The 17,235-nt window shown below is 59.9% G+C and carries 4 protein-coding genes, 1 pseudogene and 1 CRISPR repeat array; all 5 genes and pseudogenes read right to left on the bottom strand.

Annotated features, from left to right (window positions below):
* The first annotated feature begins 22 nt into the window (after positions 1–22).
* A CRISPR array of direct repeats spans positions 23–1,099; the repeat unit is 37 nt; unit sequence GTTTCAGTCCCCTGTTAGTCGGGTCTTGGGTTGAGAC.
* A 248-nt stretch (positions 1,100–1,347) separates the two neighbouring features.
* Positions 1,348–1,566, bottom strand: coding sequence for a hypothetical protein (locus tag EL26_RS13695; RefSeq protein WP_038089846.1), 219 nt, complete (start codon positions 1,564–1,566; stop codon positions 1,348–1,350).
* A gap of 22 nt (positions 1,567–1,588) precedes the next feature.
* Complete coding sequence (locus EL26_RS13700; protein WP_052036363.1) at positions 1,589–2,182, bottom strand: GTPase; 594 nt, start codon at positions 2,180–2,182, stop codon at positions 1,589–1,591.
* Positions 2,157–3,191 (bottom strand): AAA family ATPase, encoded by a 1,035-nt coding sequence (locus tag EL26_RS13705; protein ID WP_081857200.1) that lies wholly within the window; start codon positions 3,189–3,191, stop codon positions 2,157–2,159. Before EL26_RS13705 ends, EL26_RS13700 begins: the two co-directional genes overlap by 26 nt.
* A 316-nt stretch (positions 3,192–3,507) precedes the next feature.
* A complete protein-coding gene (locus tag EL26_RS26715) occupies positions 3,508–4,299 on the bottom strand; it encodes a thioesterase domain-containing protein (protein ID WP_420802065.1) in 792 nt (263 codons plus the stop codon).
* Between the two features lie 9 nt (positions 4,300–4,308).
* A pseudogene (locus tag EL26_RS13710) lies at positions 4,309–17,226 on the bottom strand (non-ribosomal peptide synthase/polyketide synthase); the annotation flags it as partial.
* Between the last annotated feature and the right edge of the window lie 9 nt (positions 17,227–17,235).

Below are 17,235 nucleotides of genomic sequence, written 5' to 3' on the forward strand. Positions count from 1 at the left end.
ATCAATTTTGCCCATTCCATCAGTTTCAGTCCCCTGTTAGTCGGGTCTTGGGTTGAGACCAGGTCACGCAACGACCAATCCCACTCAGGCATCAAGTTTCAGTCCCCTGTTAGTCGGGTCTTGGGTTGAGACCCTACGACAAGGTGACGGTGAAGAGTGACGCAGTAATGTTTCAGTCCCCTGTTAGTCGGGTCTTGGGTTGAGACGGTGATTAGAATCCTGCATAACCCCCGCCCCAAAAGCAGTTTCAGTCCCCTGTTAGTCGGGTCTTGGGTTGAGACCAGTATGCTATCGCGAGCTGCTTGATGGAGTCCCAGAGTTTCAGTCCCCTGTTAGTCGGGTCTTGGGTTGAGACCACGGAAATGGCTTATCTCACCGCGTACGCCGCGCAATTGTTTCAGTCCCCTGTTAGTCGGGTCTTGGGTTGAGACGCGTAACGCAGTGCAGATGATGTCCATCCATAAATCCAAGTTTCAGTCCCCTGTTAGTCGGGTCTTGGGTTGAGACCAAAACCAAATCGTCAGACATGCCTGAGAGTTCTTAGAGTTTCAGTCCCCTGATAGTCGGGTCTTGGGTTGAGACAGTTTCGCTTTGGTGGCGAGCAGAAAATCATTGTCAGTTTCAGTCCCCTGTTAGTCGGGTCTTGGGTTGAGACTTGACCCAACACCAAAAAGATGCGGTAAATCTTGGTCAGTTTCAGTCCCCTGTTAGTCGGGTCTTAGGTTGAGACGACCCCAACTTTGGCGGCAACTACGTATCGATGGATGTTTCAGTCCCCTGTTAGTCGGGTCTTAGGTTGAGACACGCACGCCGATGTTGACCGTGGAAATCGGTGAAGCAGTTTCAGTCCCCTGTTAGTCGGGTCTTAGGTTGAGACTGGTAAGGCAGGCTTCAGTTGAGTACAAGGATATTCGTTTCAGTCCCCTGTTAGTCGGGTCTTAGGTTGAGACTTATATAATACGTGCGCTTGCGCGTATGCAATCGGGCGTTTCAGTCCCCTGTTAGTCGGGTCTTAGGTTGAGACGGCTGGTGCGGCTGTAGAGATAGGTACTGCTGCTATGTGTTTCAGTCCCCTGTTAGTCGGGTCTTAGGTTGAGACCGACCGAAATCCGCAAAAAGAAACCTAGCTGTGGTGCGGGTTCCAGCCATCTCAAATTCCACCTTGAACTCTCTATTTTTCGAGGATCGGTTTTTTGCTGAAAAACCCCCTCGATCCTCGAAAGTTGTTTCTCACATGGTTATTTTGCGTACGTCCAGTATAACTTATGTATCCCTTGGTGAATATAGATTTTTTACGTACATACGAAAAAATCCGACCTTCGTGGCCGGTGCCGCAAGTGAATCAAATCAAGAGCATGCGAAAAAAGGCACACCACTCTGTGTCGAGAAAGCGTGCCTTTTTCCTTCTTCCGTTACGGACCGGTCGTAAATCGGACAGGTGCCTTTGCGCAGCGTCGCTTCCACCACTCCGGAGCGAATCGCCCAGTTCGTCTGCCCCGAGCGGCGGTCGTACGACACGTCCATGAGATCGTCCATCAATTTGATCGTCAGTCTGGCCAATACCATGCCGAGTATTTCGACAAGGAGGCTAGACCAGACGCCAAACGTGTTCTTTCACCTCCCGGAATCCTTGGCGGTACAGAGCGGAGACGGGGAGCATATTCAGGCCCTTCAATTCGCGTTCGAGCAGTTTGAAGCCGCGTTGTCCGTCGGGGAGGTCGACTTTGTTGGCGAGGCAGAGATAACCGTGTTTGCGCTTGCCGAGCTCGGCGATTTGCAGGTCGAGTTCGCCGAGGTTGTTGAGGCCGCCCGCCTTCATGACTTCACTGGCGTCGACGAGATGGAGCACGCAGTCGGCACGGCGCAGTTCTTCAAGCGTTTGCGCCATCGCCTCGCGCATTTCCAGATCGGGATGGATGCCGTCGACGAGGCCGGTCGAGTCGGTGAGTTTGAGTTGGCGCATGCCTTTGCCGCGCGGGAGTTCGAGCGTGATCGATTGCAGCGAGCGCGTGTGATGCGCTTCGGTGCCGGAGAGTTCTTCGCGGGCGGCGCTGACGTTGTATTTGCGTTGACGGGTGGTGCCGTCCGGCAATTGGAAATAGACGTCCATGCGCTGGAGCCCGAGGTACTCCGCGAAATTGATGCAAAAGATCGTCTTACCGACGTTGGTTCTGCCAATCACGAGACAGTTCCTCATCTTTGGGTTCCTCCCCCATCACCAAGTCCTCCGGTTCGATCCGCATGAGTTCTTCACGGGACGGGCGCTCGTTGTCGAGCAGCCGTACGGCGTGCAGGCGAATTCCCCGCTCGATGATGTTGCGCACCATCCGGGCGTTGCTGAAATTGCGGCGTCCGACCCCTTGCAAGCTTTCGCGCAAGAAGGAGCGCAGTTTGACATTGGCTTCGTGCGACAGGCGGTATTCGCGCTGGCGGAGCATCGTGTCGGCAATCTGCATCAGCTCGTGCTCCGAGTAGTCCTCAAAGTGGACGGTGATCGGGAAGCGCGACGGAAGACCGGGGTTGGTGCGCAGAAACTGATCCATTTCCAAGCCGTAGCCGGCGAGGATGAGAATGAAGTCGTTTTTGTGGTCTTCCATGCTTTTGACGAGACAGTCGATCGCTTCCTTGCCGAAGTCTTTTTCGCCGCCGCGGGCGAGCGAGTAGGCTTCGTCGATGAACATGATGCCGCCGAGCGCTTTTTTGACATGTTCGCGTGTTTTTTGGGCGGTGTGCCCGATGTATTCGCCGACGAGGTCGGCCCGTTCCACTTCTACCAGATGACCTTTCGAAAGGACGCCAAGTTCACGCATCAAGCGAGCCAAGATGCGTGCCACCGTCGTTTTTCCGGTGCCGGGATTGCCTTTGAAGATCATATGCAAGACGATCGGTTCGGTGGCGAGTTTGGCGACGGAGCGTTTTTGCTGGATTTGAATGAACGCAAAAATCTCCTTGACCAAATTCTTGACTTGCCGCAACCCGATCAATCCTTCAAGTTCCTTGATGATCGTCTGGTAGCGCTGTGTATCGACAACGGCCGGTTGGCCTTTGTTTTCACGGCGGAGGGTGGAGGTCGGGCTGCTCCCGTTTAATCGTTTGAGCGCCTCGTTCAAGGCCACCTCGCCCTTGCGAAACTGATCCACCACATCCGGACCGTTGTCGCGCAAAGAAGGCGTCCTGTTTCCGCTCCTCATCACGTGATTTCCACCTCGCTTTTGGAGAGATTGGTATAGGGTATGTGTGGAGGTGGAAATAGGTGATTGCCTAGTGCGGAGGGTGGTGGGGCTTGTAAGATACTATTTCTGGACCGCAAGAATCATTCCTCGCGTACAAACTTCAAATCTTCTCTCCGGTCTCCGTGATGACTGCGAAAAACAAATCCCTGTATCCCATTGTCGACACAGCGCTCAAACTCAATCACGACGCAGTCGACTACGGGGTCGTGTGTATAAAATGTATCCAAAAAAACGACCGCCCTCACCACGGGAACGGTCGTTTTTTCATATCTTCTTACTTCTTGAGCGTCAAGAGGATTGCGTCGTTGAGGGACGCGCTGGTCTCTTGGACGAACGGGGGTTGGAGCATCGTGTAGTGGTTGCCTTTCACTTCAAACACAGTGAGTTCTCCCACTCGTTTGCGCCAGCCTTCCGCCGGGTTGAGTTGCGTGGACGGGACGTCCGACGCGCGGAACAGGATGACTTGCAGCTGCGGTGCAGCCACCGCCTCGTAGTTGCCCATCGCGTGGCTGTGGGCTTTGTAAACGGTGAACAGGCGCATCAGGTCTTCTCGCGTGAAGGAGATCGAGAGCTGCCCCGACTCTTGCGCTTGCGTCAGCACGCGCTCCAAGATCACGTGCGCTTCCTCTTGAGAAGCGGCTGCTTCGTCCTGGAAGATGCTCAGCAGGTCTTGGGCAAAGTCTGCCGCCACTTCCGATTCACTTCGTGCATTCCACTGCTCGCGGTTTTCAGGTGCGTAGCTGTCGAAGAACACCAACGGCTCCACGTCCTGCCCTTGTGCTTGCAGTTGGCGCGCCATCTCGTAGGCGACGACGCCGCCGAACGACCAGCCGCCCAGACGGTACGGGCCTTCCGGTTGCACTTGGCGCACTCCTTCCAAGTAGTACGCCGCCATCTCTTCCACGGTGTCGATCGGGTCCCCGCTTCCTTCCTCTACGCCGCGCGCTTGCAGACCGTAGACCGTCTGCTCCGGCAGACCGGATGCAAGACCCGCGTACACGTGCGCCATCCCGCCGATCGGGTGGACGAGGAACAGCGGAGTGCCTGCGCCTTTTTGGATCTCCACCAAGGACGGATGGAGCGGGCTCTCTCCGCCCTCGCGGATGAAGGCGGCGATTTGCTCGATGGTGCTCTCTTGGAACAGGCGCACCAGCGGCAAGCGGCATCCAAACTCCCGCTCAACGTCGCTGCTGAGCTTCACGGCGGTCAGGGAGTGCCCGCCCAGTTGGAAGAAGGAATCGCGAACGCCGATCTTCTCAGCGCCGAGCAGTCGTTCCCACATCTTCACCAGTCGGTATTCCGTGCGGTCGCGCGGTCCGACATAATCATTCTCGCGCTGCGTTTCCACCAAGAGCTGGCTCAAGGCGCGGCGGTCGACTTTGCCGCTTTCCGAAATCGGGAAGTTCTCCAAGCGGACGAACGCGGCCGGCACCATGTAGCCCGGTACTTTGTCCTGCATGTAGGCACGCAGGTCTGCCGCTTCGATGGAAACTTCCGGCAATACGGTGTAGAACGCGGTCAGGCGTTTCACGCCCGGCGTCGGTTCTTGGACGACGACCACGCCGCGCTCCAGCGCCGGGTGCTGTTCGAGATGCGATTCGATGTCGCCCAACTCGATCCGGTAGCCGTTCAGCTTGATTTGGTTGTCCATACGGCCGAGGATTTCCACCGTGCCGTTTGCCAAGAAGCGTGCCAAGTCGCCCGTTTTGTAGATGCGACGGGTCGTGCCGTCTGCAAAGGTGTGGGTGAGGAACGCTTTTTCCGTGAGATCCGGACGATTCCAGTACTCACGCGCCAACCCGACGCCGCCGATGTACAGCTCGCCGATCACGCCGACCGGCACGAGTTGTCGGTGCACGTCCATGATGTAGTACTCGTAGTTCGCCATCGGATGGCCGATCGTCACCACTTCGTCTGTCGGTTGCAGCGGATGGAGCGACGAGCAGACGGTAATTTCCGTCGGGCCGTAGCCGTTCCAGACTTCCACTCCGGCTTCCATGAGGCGTTGCACCAGTTCGAGCGGAATCGCTTCGCCGCAGACGACGGCGAGGAAGCGTTCCGGGTCCTTCCACCCTGCTTGCAACAGCATGTAGAAGGAAGACGGCGTTGCCACCATGTGCGTCGCGTTCGCTTCCGTGATCGTGGCAAGCAATCGCTGACCGTCGCGCGCCGTGTCGCGGGAGACGAGCACGATGCGTCCGCCGCTCGTCAGCGGCACGTAGAACTCCAAGCCGGAGATGTCGAACGTGACGGTTGCCGCCGCCACCCACGCGTCTTGCGCCGAGGAGCCCAGTTTCTCGCCGAAGGTCAGCATGAGGTTGATCAGCGAGTGATGCTCGATCGCCACCCCTTTCGGACGTCCGGTGGAGCCGGAGGTGAACAGCACGTACGCAAGGTGATGGCCGTGGGTGAAGTGTTCCAGATCGGTCACCGGCACTTGATCGGCTTGCAAATGTTCGATGCAGACGATCTGCGCGTCGGTCGACGGAACCAGCGTTTGCAAGTGCTCTTCGGTCAGAACGAGCGTCGCTTCCGAATCGTCCAGAATCATCGTGATCCGATCTTGCGGATGCTCCGGATCGAGCGGGACATACGCCCCTCCCGCTTTCCAGACCGCCAGCAGGGAGATGATCAGGCGCGGCGTGCGCTCCATGAACACAGCGACCAACGTTTCCGGTTGCACGCCCAGCGCTTGCAGGTGACGCGCCAAGACGTTTGCGCGCTCGTTGACTTCCCGGTACGTCCACGAATTTCCTTCGAAGGAAATCGCGACGGCGTCGGGGGTTTTTTGCGCTTGCGCTTCGAACAGGTGGTGGACGCATTGCTCAGCTGGGTAGCCCGCTTGCGTTTCGTTCCATTCCTGCACGAGCTGCGTTTGTTCCCCTTGGGTCAAGATCGGCAGTTCGACGATCTTGGTTTCCGGTTCGGCGCTGACCGCTTCGAGCAAGGTCACATAGTGTCCGATCATGCGCGCGATGGTCGATTCGTCAAACAGGTCGGTGTTGTAGCGCATCATGCCCACCAGTTTGTCGTCTTCCTCCGCCAGTGCCAGCGTGAGGTCGAATTTCGAGAGGTTGATCTCGAAGTCGTAGTCGCGGCCTTCCACGCCCGGCCAGTGCAAGCCGCTCGAAGGCGTGTTCTGGACTTGGAACATCACTTGGAAGAACGGCGAATGCGAAGTGTCGCGCTGCGGTTGCAGCTCTTCGACCAGCTTTTCGAACGGAATGTCTTGGTGCGCGTACGCTTGCAGCGCCGTCTCGCGCACTCGTTTTACCAGTTCGACGAACGTCGGCTCACCCGACAAGTCGGTTCTCATCACCAAGGTATTGACGAAGAAGCCGATCAATTCCTCCGTCTCGCGGCGCGTGCGCCCTGCCACCGGAGTCCCGATGGAGATTTGCGATTCGCCGGTGTAGCGGTGCAGCAGCGTCTGGAACGCCGCCAGCAACGTCATGAACAGCGTCGCGCCTTCTTGGCGGCTCAGTTGCTTCAAGCTCTTCGCCAGTTCCGGGGTGAGATCGAATTTCAGCTGTCCGCCGCTGAACGTTTGCACTTGCGGACGCGGACGGTCGTACGGGAGCGGCAGGCTCGAAGACGCGCCTTGCAGTTGTTGTTTCCAGTACGAAAGTTGCTCCGAGAGCACCGTGTCGCTCAGCGCTTCCTTCTGCCAGCGCGCGTAGTCGCTGTATTGGATGCCAAGCGGTGCCAGCGGCATCGGCTCCCCTGCCACGGCTGCCGAGTAGAGCGCGGTAAGTTCCTTGAGCAGGACGCCGACCGACCAGCCGTCGGAGATGATGTGGTGCATGTTCAAGAGCAAGACCGACTCCACCGCCGAGACTTTGACCAGATACGCGCGGACGAGCGGAGCTTCGTGGAGCGCGAACGGCATTTCCGCTTTCGCTTCGATGTACTGCTTCATGTCGGCTTCCGCGTTCGCGCTGCCTTGCACGTCGTACACTTCGAGCGGCAACTCCATCGTCGGGAGGATCAGCTGCACGCCTTCGCCCTCTTGCTCGACGAAGATCGTGCGCAGGACTTCATGGCGATCGACGACAGCCTGGAGGCTTTGTGCCAACGCGTCGATGTTCAGGTCGCCCGTCAGACGGAATGCGATCGGAACGTTGTAGACGGAAGAGCCCGGCATGATTTGCTCCAGCACCCAGAGGCGTTGCTGGCCGAAGGACATCGGCGCGGTGCCGTTGTGTTCCTCATGCTCCAGCGGCAGGAATTGACGCTGTGCCCCCTCTTCGCGGCGGCGTTGCAGTCGATCCGCCAAGCCGGTGATCGTCGGCGCTTCAAACATCGCAAGCAACGGCAGTTCGACGCCGAAGGTTTGGTAGATGCGGGAGATGACTTGAACGCCCAACAGCGAGTGACCGCCGAGTTCGAAGAACGAGTCGTGCACGCCGACTTGCGGCGTCTTCAGCACGTCCGACCAGATCGACGCGAGCAGTTCCTCATCCGGCGTGCGCGGAGCCGCGTAATTGGAGGAGCTGGAAGCGCTGGTGTCGGGCAGCGGCAGTTTTTTGCGGTCGATCTTGTTGTTCGGGGTCAGCGGGAATTCGTCCAAGATGACCACGTACGACGGAATCATGAACGCAGGCAAGCTTTGGCTGAGTGCAGAGCGCACTTCTTGGCCGTCTTGCAGGGTGTCGGAGGTGACGTACGCGACGAGGCGTTTGTCGCCCGCGATCACGTCGTCGCGCACCATGACGAACGATTCCTTGACGTCCGGCAGTTTCGCCATCGCGTCTTCGATCTCGCCAAGCTCGATGCGGTAGCCGCGAATCTTGACTTGGTGGTCGATCCGGCCGACGTACTCGATGGTACCGTCCGGCAGGAAGCGTGCCAAGTCGCCCGATTTGTACAGGCGTGCCCCCGGCGCCGGGCGGAACGGGTCGGCGATGAATTTCTCAGCGGTCAGGTCAGGGCGGTTTTTATAGCCGCGTCCGACCCCTTTCCCGCCGATGACCAACTCGCCGGTGATGCCGATCGGCACCGGATTCAGGTGCTTGTCGACGATGTAGCATTGGTAGTTTTCCAGCGGACGGCCGATCGGCATCTTCGCCACCCACTCCGGATGGTCGACGTGCGTTTCCGGGTTGTAGAACGTCGCGGTGACGGTGGTTTCCGTCGGGCCGTAGCCGTTCAGGAACAGCACGCGGTAGCCGACCATCTCATGCCACGTTTGGTAGCTCTGCGGCGAGACTTTTTCCCCGCCGGTGATGATCACGCGCAAAGTGTCGAGCTGCGAGAGATCCGTATCGCGCAGGGCGTTCACCCACTCGTGCAGGTACGCCGTCTGCATGATGATCAGGTTCAGGCGCTCCGCTTTGACCAGTCGCGCGAATTCGTACGGAGACGGCAGCGTGCGGTCCGGACGGAGCACGAGCGTTGCGCCGTTCATCCACGTCGGGAAGATTTCGTCGATGACGACGTCAAAGGAAATCGACGTGAACTGGAGCATGCGGTCTTCCGGTTTCAAACTCCACTGTTTGGTCAGCGAGTGCATGATGTTGACGCCCTGACGGTGTTCGATCATCACGCCCTTCGGACGACCGGTGGAGCCCGAGGTGAAGATCATGTACGCCAAGTTGTCTTCGCGCACGTCGACGTTCGGATTCACGCGGCTTTGCGAAGTGAATTCGCTCTCCCACTCCGTGTCGAGGCACAGTTTCGGAACTTGGGTTTCCGGCAAGGTGTCACGGATGTTGCCCTGCGTCAAGATGACGAGAACTTCCGAGTCTTCGATCATGAAGGCGAGGCGATCGCTCGGGTACGCCGGGTCGAGCGGCACATAGGTTCCGCCCGCTTTCATGACGCCAAGCACCGCGATCGGGAAGTTCAAGTTCGGCTCGACGGAGATGCCGACGGAAACTTCCGGGCCGACGCCGAGTTCGATCAAGCGATGCGCCACTTGGTTGGCACGCTCGTTGAGGTCTTGGTACGTCACTTCCATGCCGCGCCACGAAGCCGCCACGTTGTTCGGCCAGCGTTCCACCGCCCGCTCGAACAGTCCGTGCATCGTCAGCCCCGTCGGGTACTCGTCGTCCGATTGGTTGAACTCGTAGACGACTTGCTGCCATTCCGGCTGGGTCAGCATCGGCAGTTCGCCGATCTTGCGCTCCGAGTCGCTCACGATCGATTCCAGCAGGGTGTGGTAGTGCCCGATCAAGCGCGCCATCGTCGATTCGTCAAACAGGTCGGTGTTGAACTGCACCATCCCGTTCAGGCCGTCGCCCGTCTCTTCAAGCGCCAGGGTGAGGTCGAACTTGGAGATGTTCAGTTCGAATTCGTACTCGCGGCCTTGGACGTTCGGCCATTGCAGGCCGAGCGACGGCGTGTTCTGCAAGATGAACGACACTTGGAAGAACGGCGAGTGCGAGGTGTTGCGCTGCGGTTGCAGCTCTTCGACCAACTTTTCAAACGGGATGTCTTGGTGCGCGTACGCTTGCAGCGCCGTTTCGCGCACTCGTTTCACCAGTTCCACAAAGGTCGGCTCGCCCGACAAGTCGGTGCGCATGACCAGCGTGTTGACGAAGAACCCGATCAGGTCTTCCGTCTCGCGGCGCGTGCGCCCTGCCACCGGAGAACCGACGGAGATTTGCGCTTCGCCGGAGTAGCGGTGCAGAAGCGTCTGGTACGCCGCCAGCAAGGTCATGAACAGCGTGACGCCTTCCTTGCGGGAGAAGTCCTTCAGAGAGTCCGCCAGCGATTGCGGCAAGTTGAAGCGCAGCACGCTGCCGTTGAAAGTCTGCACTTGCGGACGCGGGCGGTCGAACGGCAGCGGCAGGTACGACGTGTCGCCGCTCAGTTGCTGTCTCCAGTAGGACAGCTGTTGTTCCAGCACAGTCTCGTTCAGCGCTTGTTTTTGCCACTCGGCATAGTCGCTGTATTGAAGCGCCAGCGGTGCCAGCGGCATCGGTTCCCCTGCCACGCCTGCGGTGTAGAGCGCCGTCAGTTCGCGGACGAGGACGGAGACCGACCAGCCGTCGGAGATGATGTGGTGCATGTTCAAAAGCAAAACGGATTCATCGTCGGCCGTGCGCACCAAGTACGTGCGGAACAGCGGCGCTTCGTGCAACGCGAACGGGATGTCGGCCGTCGCTTCGATCCACTGCTTGAGCTCGGCCTCGGTGTTCTGGCTACCGCGCAGGTCATGCACGTGCAGGGTCAGCGGCAACGACGGAAGGATCTCTTGGAGCGCCACGCCGCCCTGCTCCACGAAGACGGTGCGCAGGGATTCATGACGGTCGACGATCGCTTGCAGGCTTTGTTCCAGTACGTCGATTTGCAGGTCGCCTTTGAAGCGGAAGGCGACCGGCATGTTGTAGACGGACGAGGATTGCATGAGTTTTTCCATGACCCAGAGGCGTTGTTGGCCGAAGGACAACGGGGCGAACCTGTCGTTCTTCTTCTCAGCCGCTTGGAGCTGGATGAACTCGCGCTGTGCCCCTTCTTCGCGGCGGCGTTGCAGTTTCTCCGCAAGGCCGGTGACGGTCGGCGCTTCAAAGATCGCCAGCAGCGGCAGTTCGACGCCGAACGTTTGATAGAGGCGCGAGATGACTTGCACGCCGAGCAGCGAATGACCGCCGAGTTCGAAGAACGAGTCGTGAATCCCCACTTGCGGCACGTGCAGGACGTCTTCCCAGATCGAAGCAATCAGTTCTTCGTCCGGCGTGCGCGGTGCCGTGTAGTTGGAATTGCCGGCGGCGCTGATGTCCGGCAGCGGGAGTTTTTTGCGGTCGACTTTGTTGTTCGGAGTCAGCGGGAACTCGTCCAAGATGACCACGTACGACGGCACCATGAAGGTCGGCAGGTTTTGGCCCAGCGCGGCGCGCAGGACTCCACCGTCGGTGATCGTGTCGGAGGTGACATACGCGACGAGGCGTTTGTCGCCGACGACGACGTCGTCGCGGACGATGACGAGCGATTCCTTGACTTCCGGGTGTTTTGCGAGCGCTTCTTCGATCTCGCCAAGCTCGATGCGGTAGCCGCGAATCTTGACTTGGTGGTCGACGCGGCCGACGTACTCGATGGTGCCGTCCGGCAGGAAGCGCGCCAAGTCGCCCGATTTGTACAGTCGTGCCCCCGGTGCCGGGCGGAACGGGTCGGTGACAAACTTCTCGGCAGTCAGGTCAGGGCGGTTTTTATAGCCGCGTCCGACCCCTTTCCCGCCGATGACCAGTTCGCCGGTCACGCCGATCGGAACCGGCTGCAGGTGCTTGTCGACGATGTAGATCTGGTAGTTTTCCAGCGGCTTGCCGATCGGCATCTTCGCCACCCATTCCGGGTGGTCGACGTGCGTTTCCGGGTTGTAGAACGTCGCCGTGACGGTGGTTTCCGTCGGGCCGTAGCCGTTCAGGAACAGCACGCGGTAGCCGACCATCTCATGCCACGTTTGGTAGCTTTGCGGCGAGACTTTCTCCCCGCCGGTGATGATGACGCGCAGGGTGTCGAGTTGCGAGAGATCGGTGTCGCGCAGGGCGTTCACCCACTCGTGCAGGTACGCCGTCTGCATGATGATCAAGTTCAGGCGCTCCGCTTTGACCAAGCGGGCGAACTCGTACGGAGACGGCAGGTTGCGGTCCGGGCGCAAGACGAGCGTCGCACCGTTCATCCACGTCGGGAAGATTTCGTCGATGACGACGTCAAAGGAAATCGACGTGAACTGCAGCATGCGGTCTTCCGGCGTCAAGCTCCACTGTTTGGTCAGCGAATGCATGATGTTGACGCCCTGACGATGTTCGATCATGACGCCCTTCGGACGACCTGTGGAGCCGGACGTGAAGATCATGTACGCCAAGTTGTCTTCGCGCACGTCGATGTTCGGGTTCACGCGGCTTTGCGCGGCGAATTCGGTCTCCCACTCGGTGTCGAGGCACAGTTTCGGAACTTGGGTTTCCGGCAAGGTGTCGGTGATGTTGCCCTGCGTCAAGATGACGAGGACTTCCGAGTCTTCGATCATGAACGACAGGCGGTCGCTCGGGTACGCCGGGTCAAGCGGCACATAGGTCCCGCCCGCTTTCATGACGCCGAGAACCCCGATCGGGAAGTTCAAGTTCGGTTCGACGGAGATCCCGACGGCGAGGTCCGGGCCGACGCCCAGTTCGATCAAGCGGTGCGCCACTTGGTTCGCCCGCTCGTTGAGCTCGCGGTAGGTCACTTCCATGCCGCGCCACGAAGCCGCCACGTTGTCCGGCCAGCGCTTCACCGCTTGCTCGAACAGTCCGTGCATCGTCAGCCCCGTCGGATACTCGTCGTCCGTTTGGTTGAATTCAACGATCAGACGATGGAGCTCCGCGTCGGAGAGGAACGGCACGCGCGTTACCGGCAATTCCGGCGCGTGGACGACGCCCTCGACGAAGCATTGGAAATGCCCGATCATCCTCGTGATCGTCTCGTCGTCGAACAGGTCGGTGTTGTATTCGAAGGTCCCCGTGATGCCGTGTTCCCCCTCGATCACCGACAGCGCGAGATCGAAGCCCGCTTTGCCGTTGGAGCTGTACACCGGCGTCATCGTGCGATGTTCGGAGACGATCGGCGCTTCCGGCGATTGCATGAGGAACATCACTTGGAACAGCGGCGAGTAGTTCGTGTTGCGCTCCGGCTGCAACAGGTTGATCAGGTGGTCGAACGGCATCTCTTGGTGCGCGAACGCTCCGAGCGTCATGTCGCGCACGCGGCCCAACAGTTCTCGGAAGGTCGGCTCGCCGGAGAGGTCGGTGCGCAGCACGATCGTGTTGACGAAGAACCCGATCAGCCCTTCGAACTCCGTGCGGTTCCGGTTGCTGACCGGCGTGCCCAACACGATTTCGTTTTGGTTGGAGTAGCGGTGCAACAACGCATTGAACACGCTGAGCAAAGTCATGTACATCGTGACGCCCTCGCGGCGGCTCAAAGCGCGCAGACCTTGCGTCGCCTCAGCGGAGAGCGCAAACGACTGTGCCCTCCCGTTGAACGTTTGCACGGCCGGGCGCGGATGGTCGAGCGGCATCTCCAAGAGCGGCGGCGCGTCTGCCATCTGCTGCGACCAGTACGCTTCCAGTTCCTTCATCGACTCCCCTTGCAACAGCTCTTGTTGCCAGAGCGCGTAATCGGCGTATTGCACAGGCAGCGGGGCCAGCTTCGGCGTGCGGCCGGATGCGAACGCGTCGTACAGCGCGGAGAGTTCCTTGATGAAGATCGCTTTCGACCACTCGTCGTTGACCATGTGGTGGATCGTCATCACCAAGCGATGCTCTTCCGCTCCCAACGTAACCAGAACGGCGCGCAACAGCAGGTCTTCGGAGAGGTTGAACGCCTGCTCCGTCTGCTCGCGGCGCAATCCTTGCAACAGCTCTTCACGCTTTTCTTCCGTGCAATCGCGGAGGTCGAGCACCGCCAGTTCGAAGTGCACGTCATCGCGGATCACTTGCACCGGCTGCCCGTCCGCCATCGCGAAGTTCGTGCGCAACACTTCATGACGGCGCAGGATTTCGGTCAAGCTCTGCTCCAACAGCTTCGGCTCCCAGTTGCCCGCCAAGCGCAGTTCAAACGGGATGTTGTAGATCGAGTTGCCCGGATTCATGCGGTCGAGCAGCCACAGGCGTTTCTGCGCGTTCGAGACCGCAAGCGGCAAGGAACGATCTGCCGGCACGATCGGTTTGACGAGACTGAGGTGCGAGGCTTCCGTTTTTTCCTGCGGAGCTTGAATCGCTTCCGCCAGTTTCGCGACCGTCGGCGCTTCAAACAACGTGCGCAGCGGCAGTTGGAGGCCCAGCGCTTTGCGAAGCCGCGAGATAACTTGTGTAGCGTTCAGCGAGTGACCGCCCAGTTCAAAGAAGTTGTCATGAACGCCCACGCGCTCGACGCCCATCACTTGACGCCAGATCTCGGCGATCAGCACTTCCGTCTCCGTGCGCGGCGCGACGTACGTTTCTTGCGAGAGAACGGCAACCCCGTCGTCTTCCGGCAATGCCGCGCGATCCACTTTGCCGTTCGCCGTCAGCGGCAGTTCTTCCAACAACACGAACGCCGACGGAACGAAGTAGTCCGGCATCTGATTTGCCAAAAACGACTTCAACACGGAAGCGGGTTCTTCCATCGCAACGTCTTGATCCGCTCCATTTTGGAGAGCGACATACGCGACCAGACGCTTGCTGCCCTGCGCATCGTCTTTGACGAGAACGGCAGCTTGGGAAACTTGCGGGTGGCGCAGCAGGGCGTCTGCCACTTCGTTCGGCTCGACGCGGTAGCCGCGAATCTTCACTTGGTCGTCGGCGCGTCCCAAGAACTCCAACCGGCCGTCTGCCAAGCGGCGGGCGCGGTCGCCGGTTTTGTAGAGACGGACGGTCTCCCCGTCGATCTCCCGGTTGAGGAAGCGTTCGGCGGTGAGGTCCGGACGATTCCAGTACCCGCGTGCCACACCCGGGCCTGCGATGTACACTTCGCCGGACACGCCCACCGGAACCGGCTGCATCCGTTGGTCGAGCACGTGGATGTCGGTGTTCGCCAAGGGGCGACCCAGCGGAACGGTTCGCGACGAACGCTCCATCAGGGTGCTGCCGACTTCATGCGTCAGAACGCCGACCGTCGTTTCCGTCGGGCCGTAGTGGTTGATCAACAAGCACTCCGGCGCGAGGCGGCGCACGCGGTCAACCAGTTCCCAGCTCAACACGTCGCCCCCGAACACCAAGCGGCGTTTGGGCAGCACGCGGCGGGATTCGCCGCTCATCAGCGCTTGCAGGTGCGCCGGGACGATCTTCAACACGTCGACGTCGTGTTGTTCCATGTAGTCCGCCATCGCTTCGGCGTCGACCACGCGGTCTTGCGTCAACACGTGCAGCGTGCCGCCCGTCCAGAGCGCCGCGAACACCATCGTGTTCCCCAAGTCTGCCGCCAGCGTCGAGACGGTCGCGAAGCTCATGCCCGCTTCCACTTGCAAGCGCGGCAACACGCCTTGCACATACTGCAAGAGGTTGCGATGCTCGATGACGACGCCCTTCGGCTGCCCGGTGGAGCCGGACGTGTAGATCACGTACGCCGCGTCTTCCCCGCTTGCTCCGCTGACCGGATTCTCCGCAGAGTACGCATCAAAAAGGTCTGCATCCAACCGGACGACTTGCGCTTGATGCGGCGGCAAAGTTTCCGCCACGCTCTCCGTCGTCACCAGCACGGACACGTTCGAATCGGACAGCAAGTACGCGAGGCGCTCCGCCGGGAAGCTCGGCTCCATCGGCACATAGGCGCCGCCCGCTTTCAGAATCGCCAGCATCCCGACGATCTGTTCCACCGAACGCTCCACGCACAGGCCGACGAGCATGTCCGGGCCGACGCCGAGCGTTTGCAGATGAGCGGCGACGCGGTTGGCGCGCTCGTTCAGTTCGCGGTAGGTCAACTGCGATTGCTCACAGACGACGGCGACCGCATCCGGGGACAATTCCGCTTGCAGCGCCACGCGTTCGTGGAACAGCGGCGTGCCGTCGAATTCCTCTCGCGCCCCTTGCCAGTCGGTGCGCAGACGAGCTTGCTCTTCCTCTGCGAGCAGCGGCAACGACGAGATCGACTGCTGCGGATCGAGCAGCGCCCCGTCGAGCAAGCGGTGGAAATGGCCCACCATGCGCTCGATGGTCTCATGGTCGAACAGGTCGCTGTTGTACTGCAACCAGCCGCCCAGTTCCAGCTCTCCTTCGCTTCCGTGCTCGACGAGGGAAAGCGTCATGTCAAAACGCGAGATGTCGCTGTTGACATAGCGGATTTCCGTTTCGAGGTTCGGCAGCGCAAGCGGCTCCGGCGCTTTTTGCAGAACGAACAGCACTTGGAACAGCGGGTTGTGGCTCATCGCGCGCTCCGGGTTGAGCACTTCGACCAGTTTCTCCAGCGGGGTTTCTTGGTGTGCGATCGCGTCGAGCACGACCCCTTTGACCCGTTGCAACAGATCGGAGAACGACGGATCGCCGGACAGGTCGGTGCGCAGCACCAGCGTGTTGACGAAAAAGCCGATCATCGCTTCCAGTTCTTCACGGTTGCGGTTGGCGACCGGCGTGCCGACCCAGAGGTCTTCTTGACCGGTGTAGCGGTACAGCCACGTCTGGAACAGCGCCAACGCCGTCATGTACAGCGTGGTGCCGGACGCGCGGGAGATCGCTTGCAGCCGCTCGGTTTGCTCGCGGTTCAGCTTCATCGGGTACGTCGCGCCTTGGTACGAGCGCACAGCGGGACGCGGACGGTCGCTCGGCAGTTCGAGCAGCGGCAGGCGGCCGCTCAGTTTGTTTTTCCAATAGGCGAGCGACTCGTCCTCGCCGGTTTGCTTCTGCTCTTGTTCGCGCTGCCACACCGCGTAGTCGGCGTATTGAATCGCAAGCTCCGGCAACGAGGGCGTTTGTCCCTGTTGGAAAGCGGTGTAGCAAGCGGCGAGTTCCCGCAGCAGCACATCGGCGGACCAACCGTCCGACACGATGTGATGGCGAGCCAAGAACAAGCGGTGATGGTGCGTGCCGAGCTTGAGCAACTTCGCGCGCAGCAACGGGCCTTGGGCGAGGTCAAACGGACGACCGGCTTCCTCGCCCGCGAGGCGCTCGGCGCGCAGTTCGCGCTCTTGCTCCGTCCAGACCGTCAAATCTTCCAGCTCCAAACCCGGTGCGGCGGGCGGCAAAATCACTTGGGACGCAAGACCGTCCGACTCTTGGAACGAGGTGCGCAAAATTTCATGCCGGCGCACGATCTCCGCCAACGACCCTTCCATCGCTTCCACGTCCAACTCCCCGCGCAGATCGAGCACGATCAGCGGTTCGTTGTACAGCGAAGAGTGCGGGGTCAGTTGATCCAGGAAATACATGCGCTGTTGAGCAAACGACAGCGGGTAGGAATCGGCTTCTTGACGTTTTGCAATCGCAGAATGGCGGGAGGTTTCTCCCAGTTCCCCTTGTTGCTTCAGGCGCTGCGCCAGTTTTTCGCGCATCTCCGGCGAGAGATTGGCCAGTTTTTTGGAAACATCACTCATGTCTGTGGCACCTCGATT

The organism is Tumebacillus flagellatus (assembly GCF_000714935.1).
Classification (GTDB): Bacteria; Bacillota; Bacilli; order Tumebacillales; family Tumebacillaceae; genus Tumebacillus; species Tumebacillus flagellatus.

What these genes read in the sequence shown, in the direction of transcription:
- EL26_RS13695 (WP_038089846.1), bottom strand. Translation starts at nt 1,566, where the DNA reads ATGGTATTGGCCAGACTGACGATCAAATTGATGGACGATCTCATGGAC.
- EL26_RS13705 (WP_081857200.1), bottom strand. Translation starts at nt 3,191, where the DNA reads ATGAGGAGCGGAAACAGGACGCCTTCTTTGCGCGACAACGGTCCGGAT.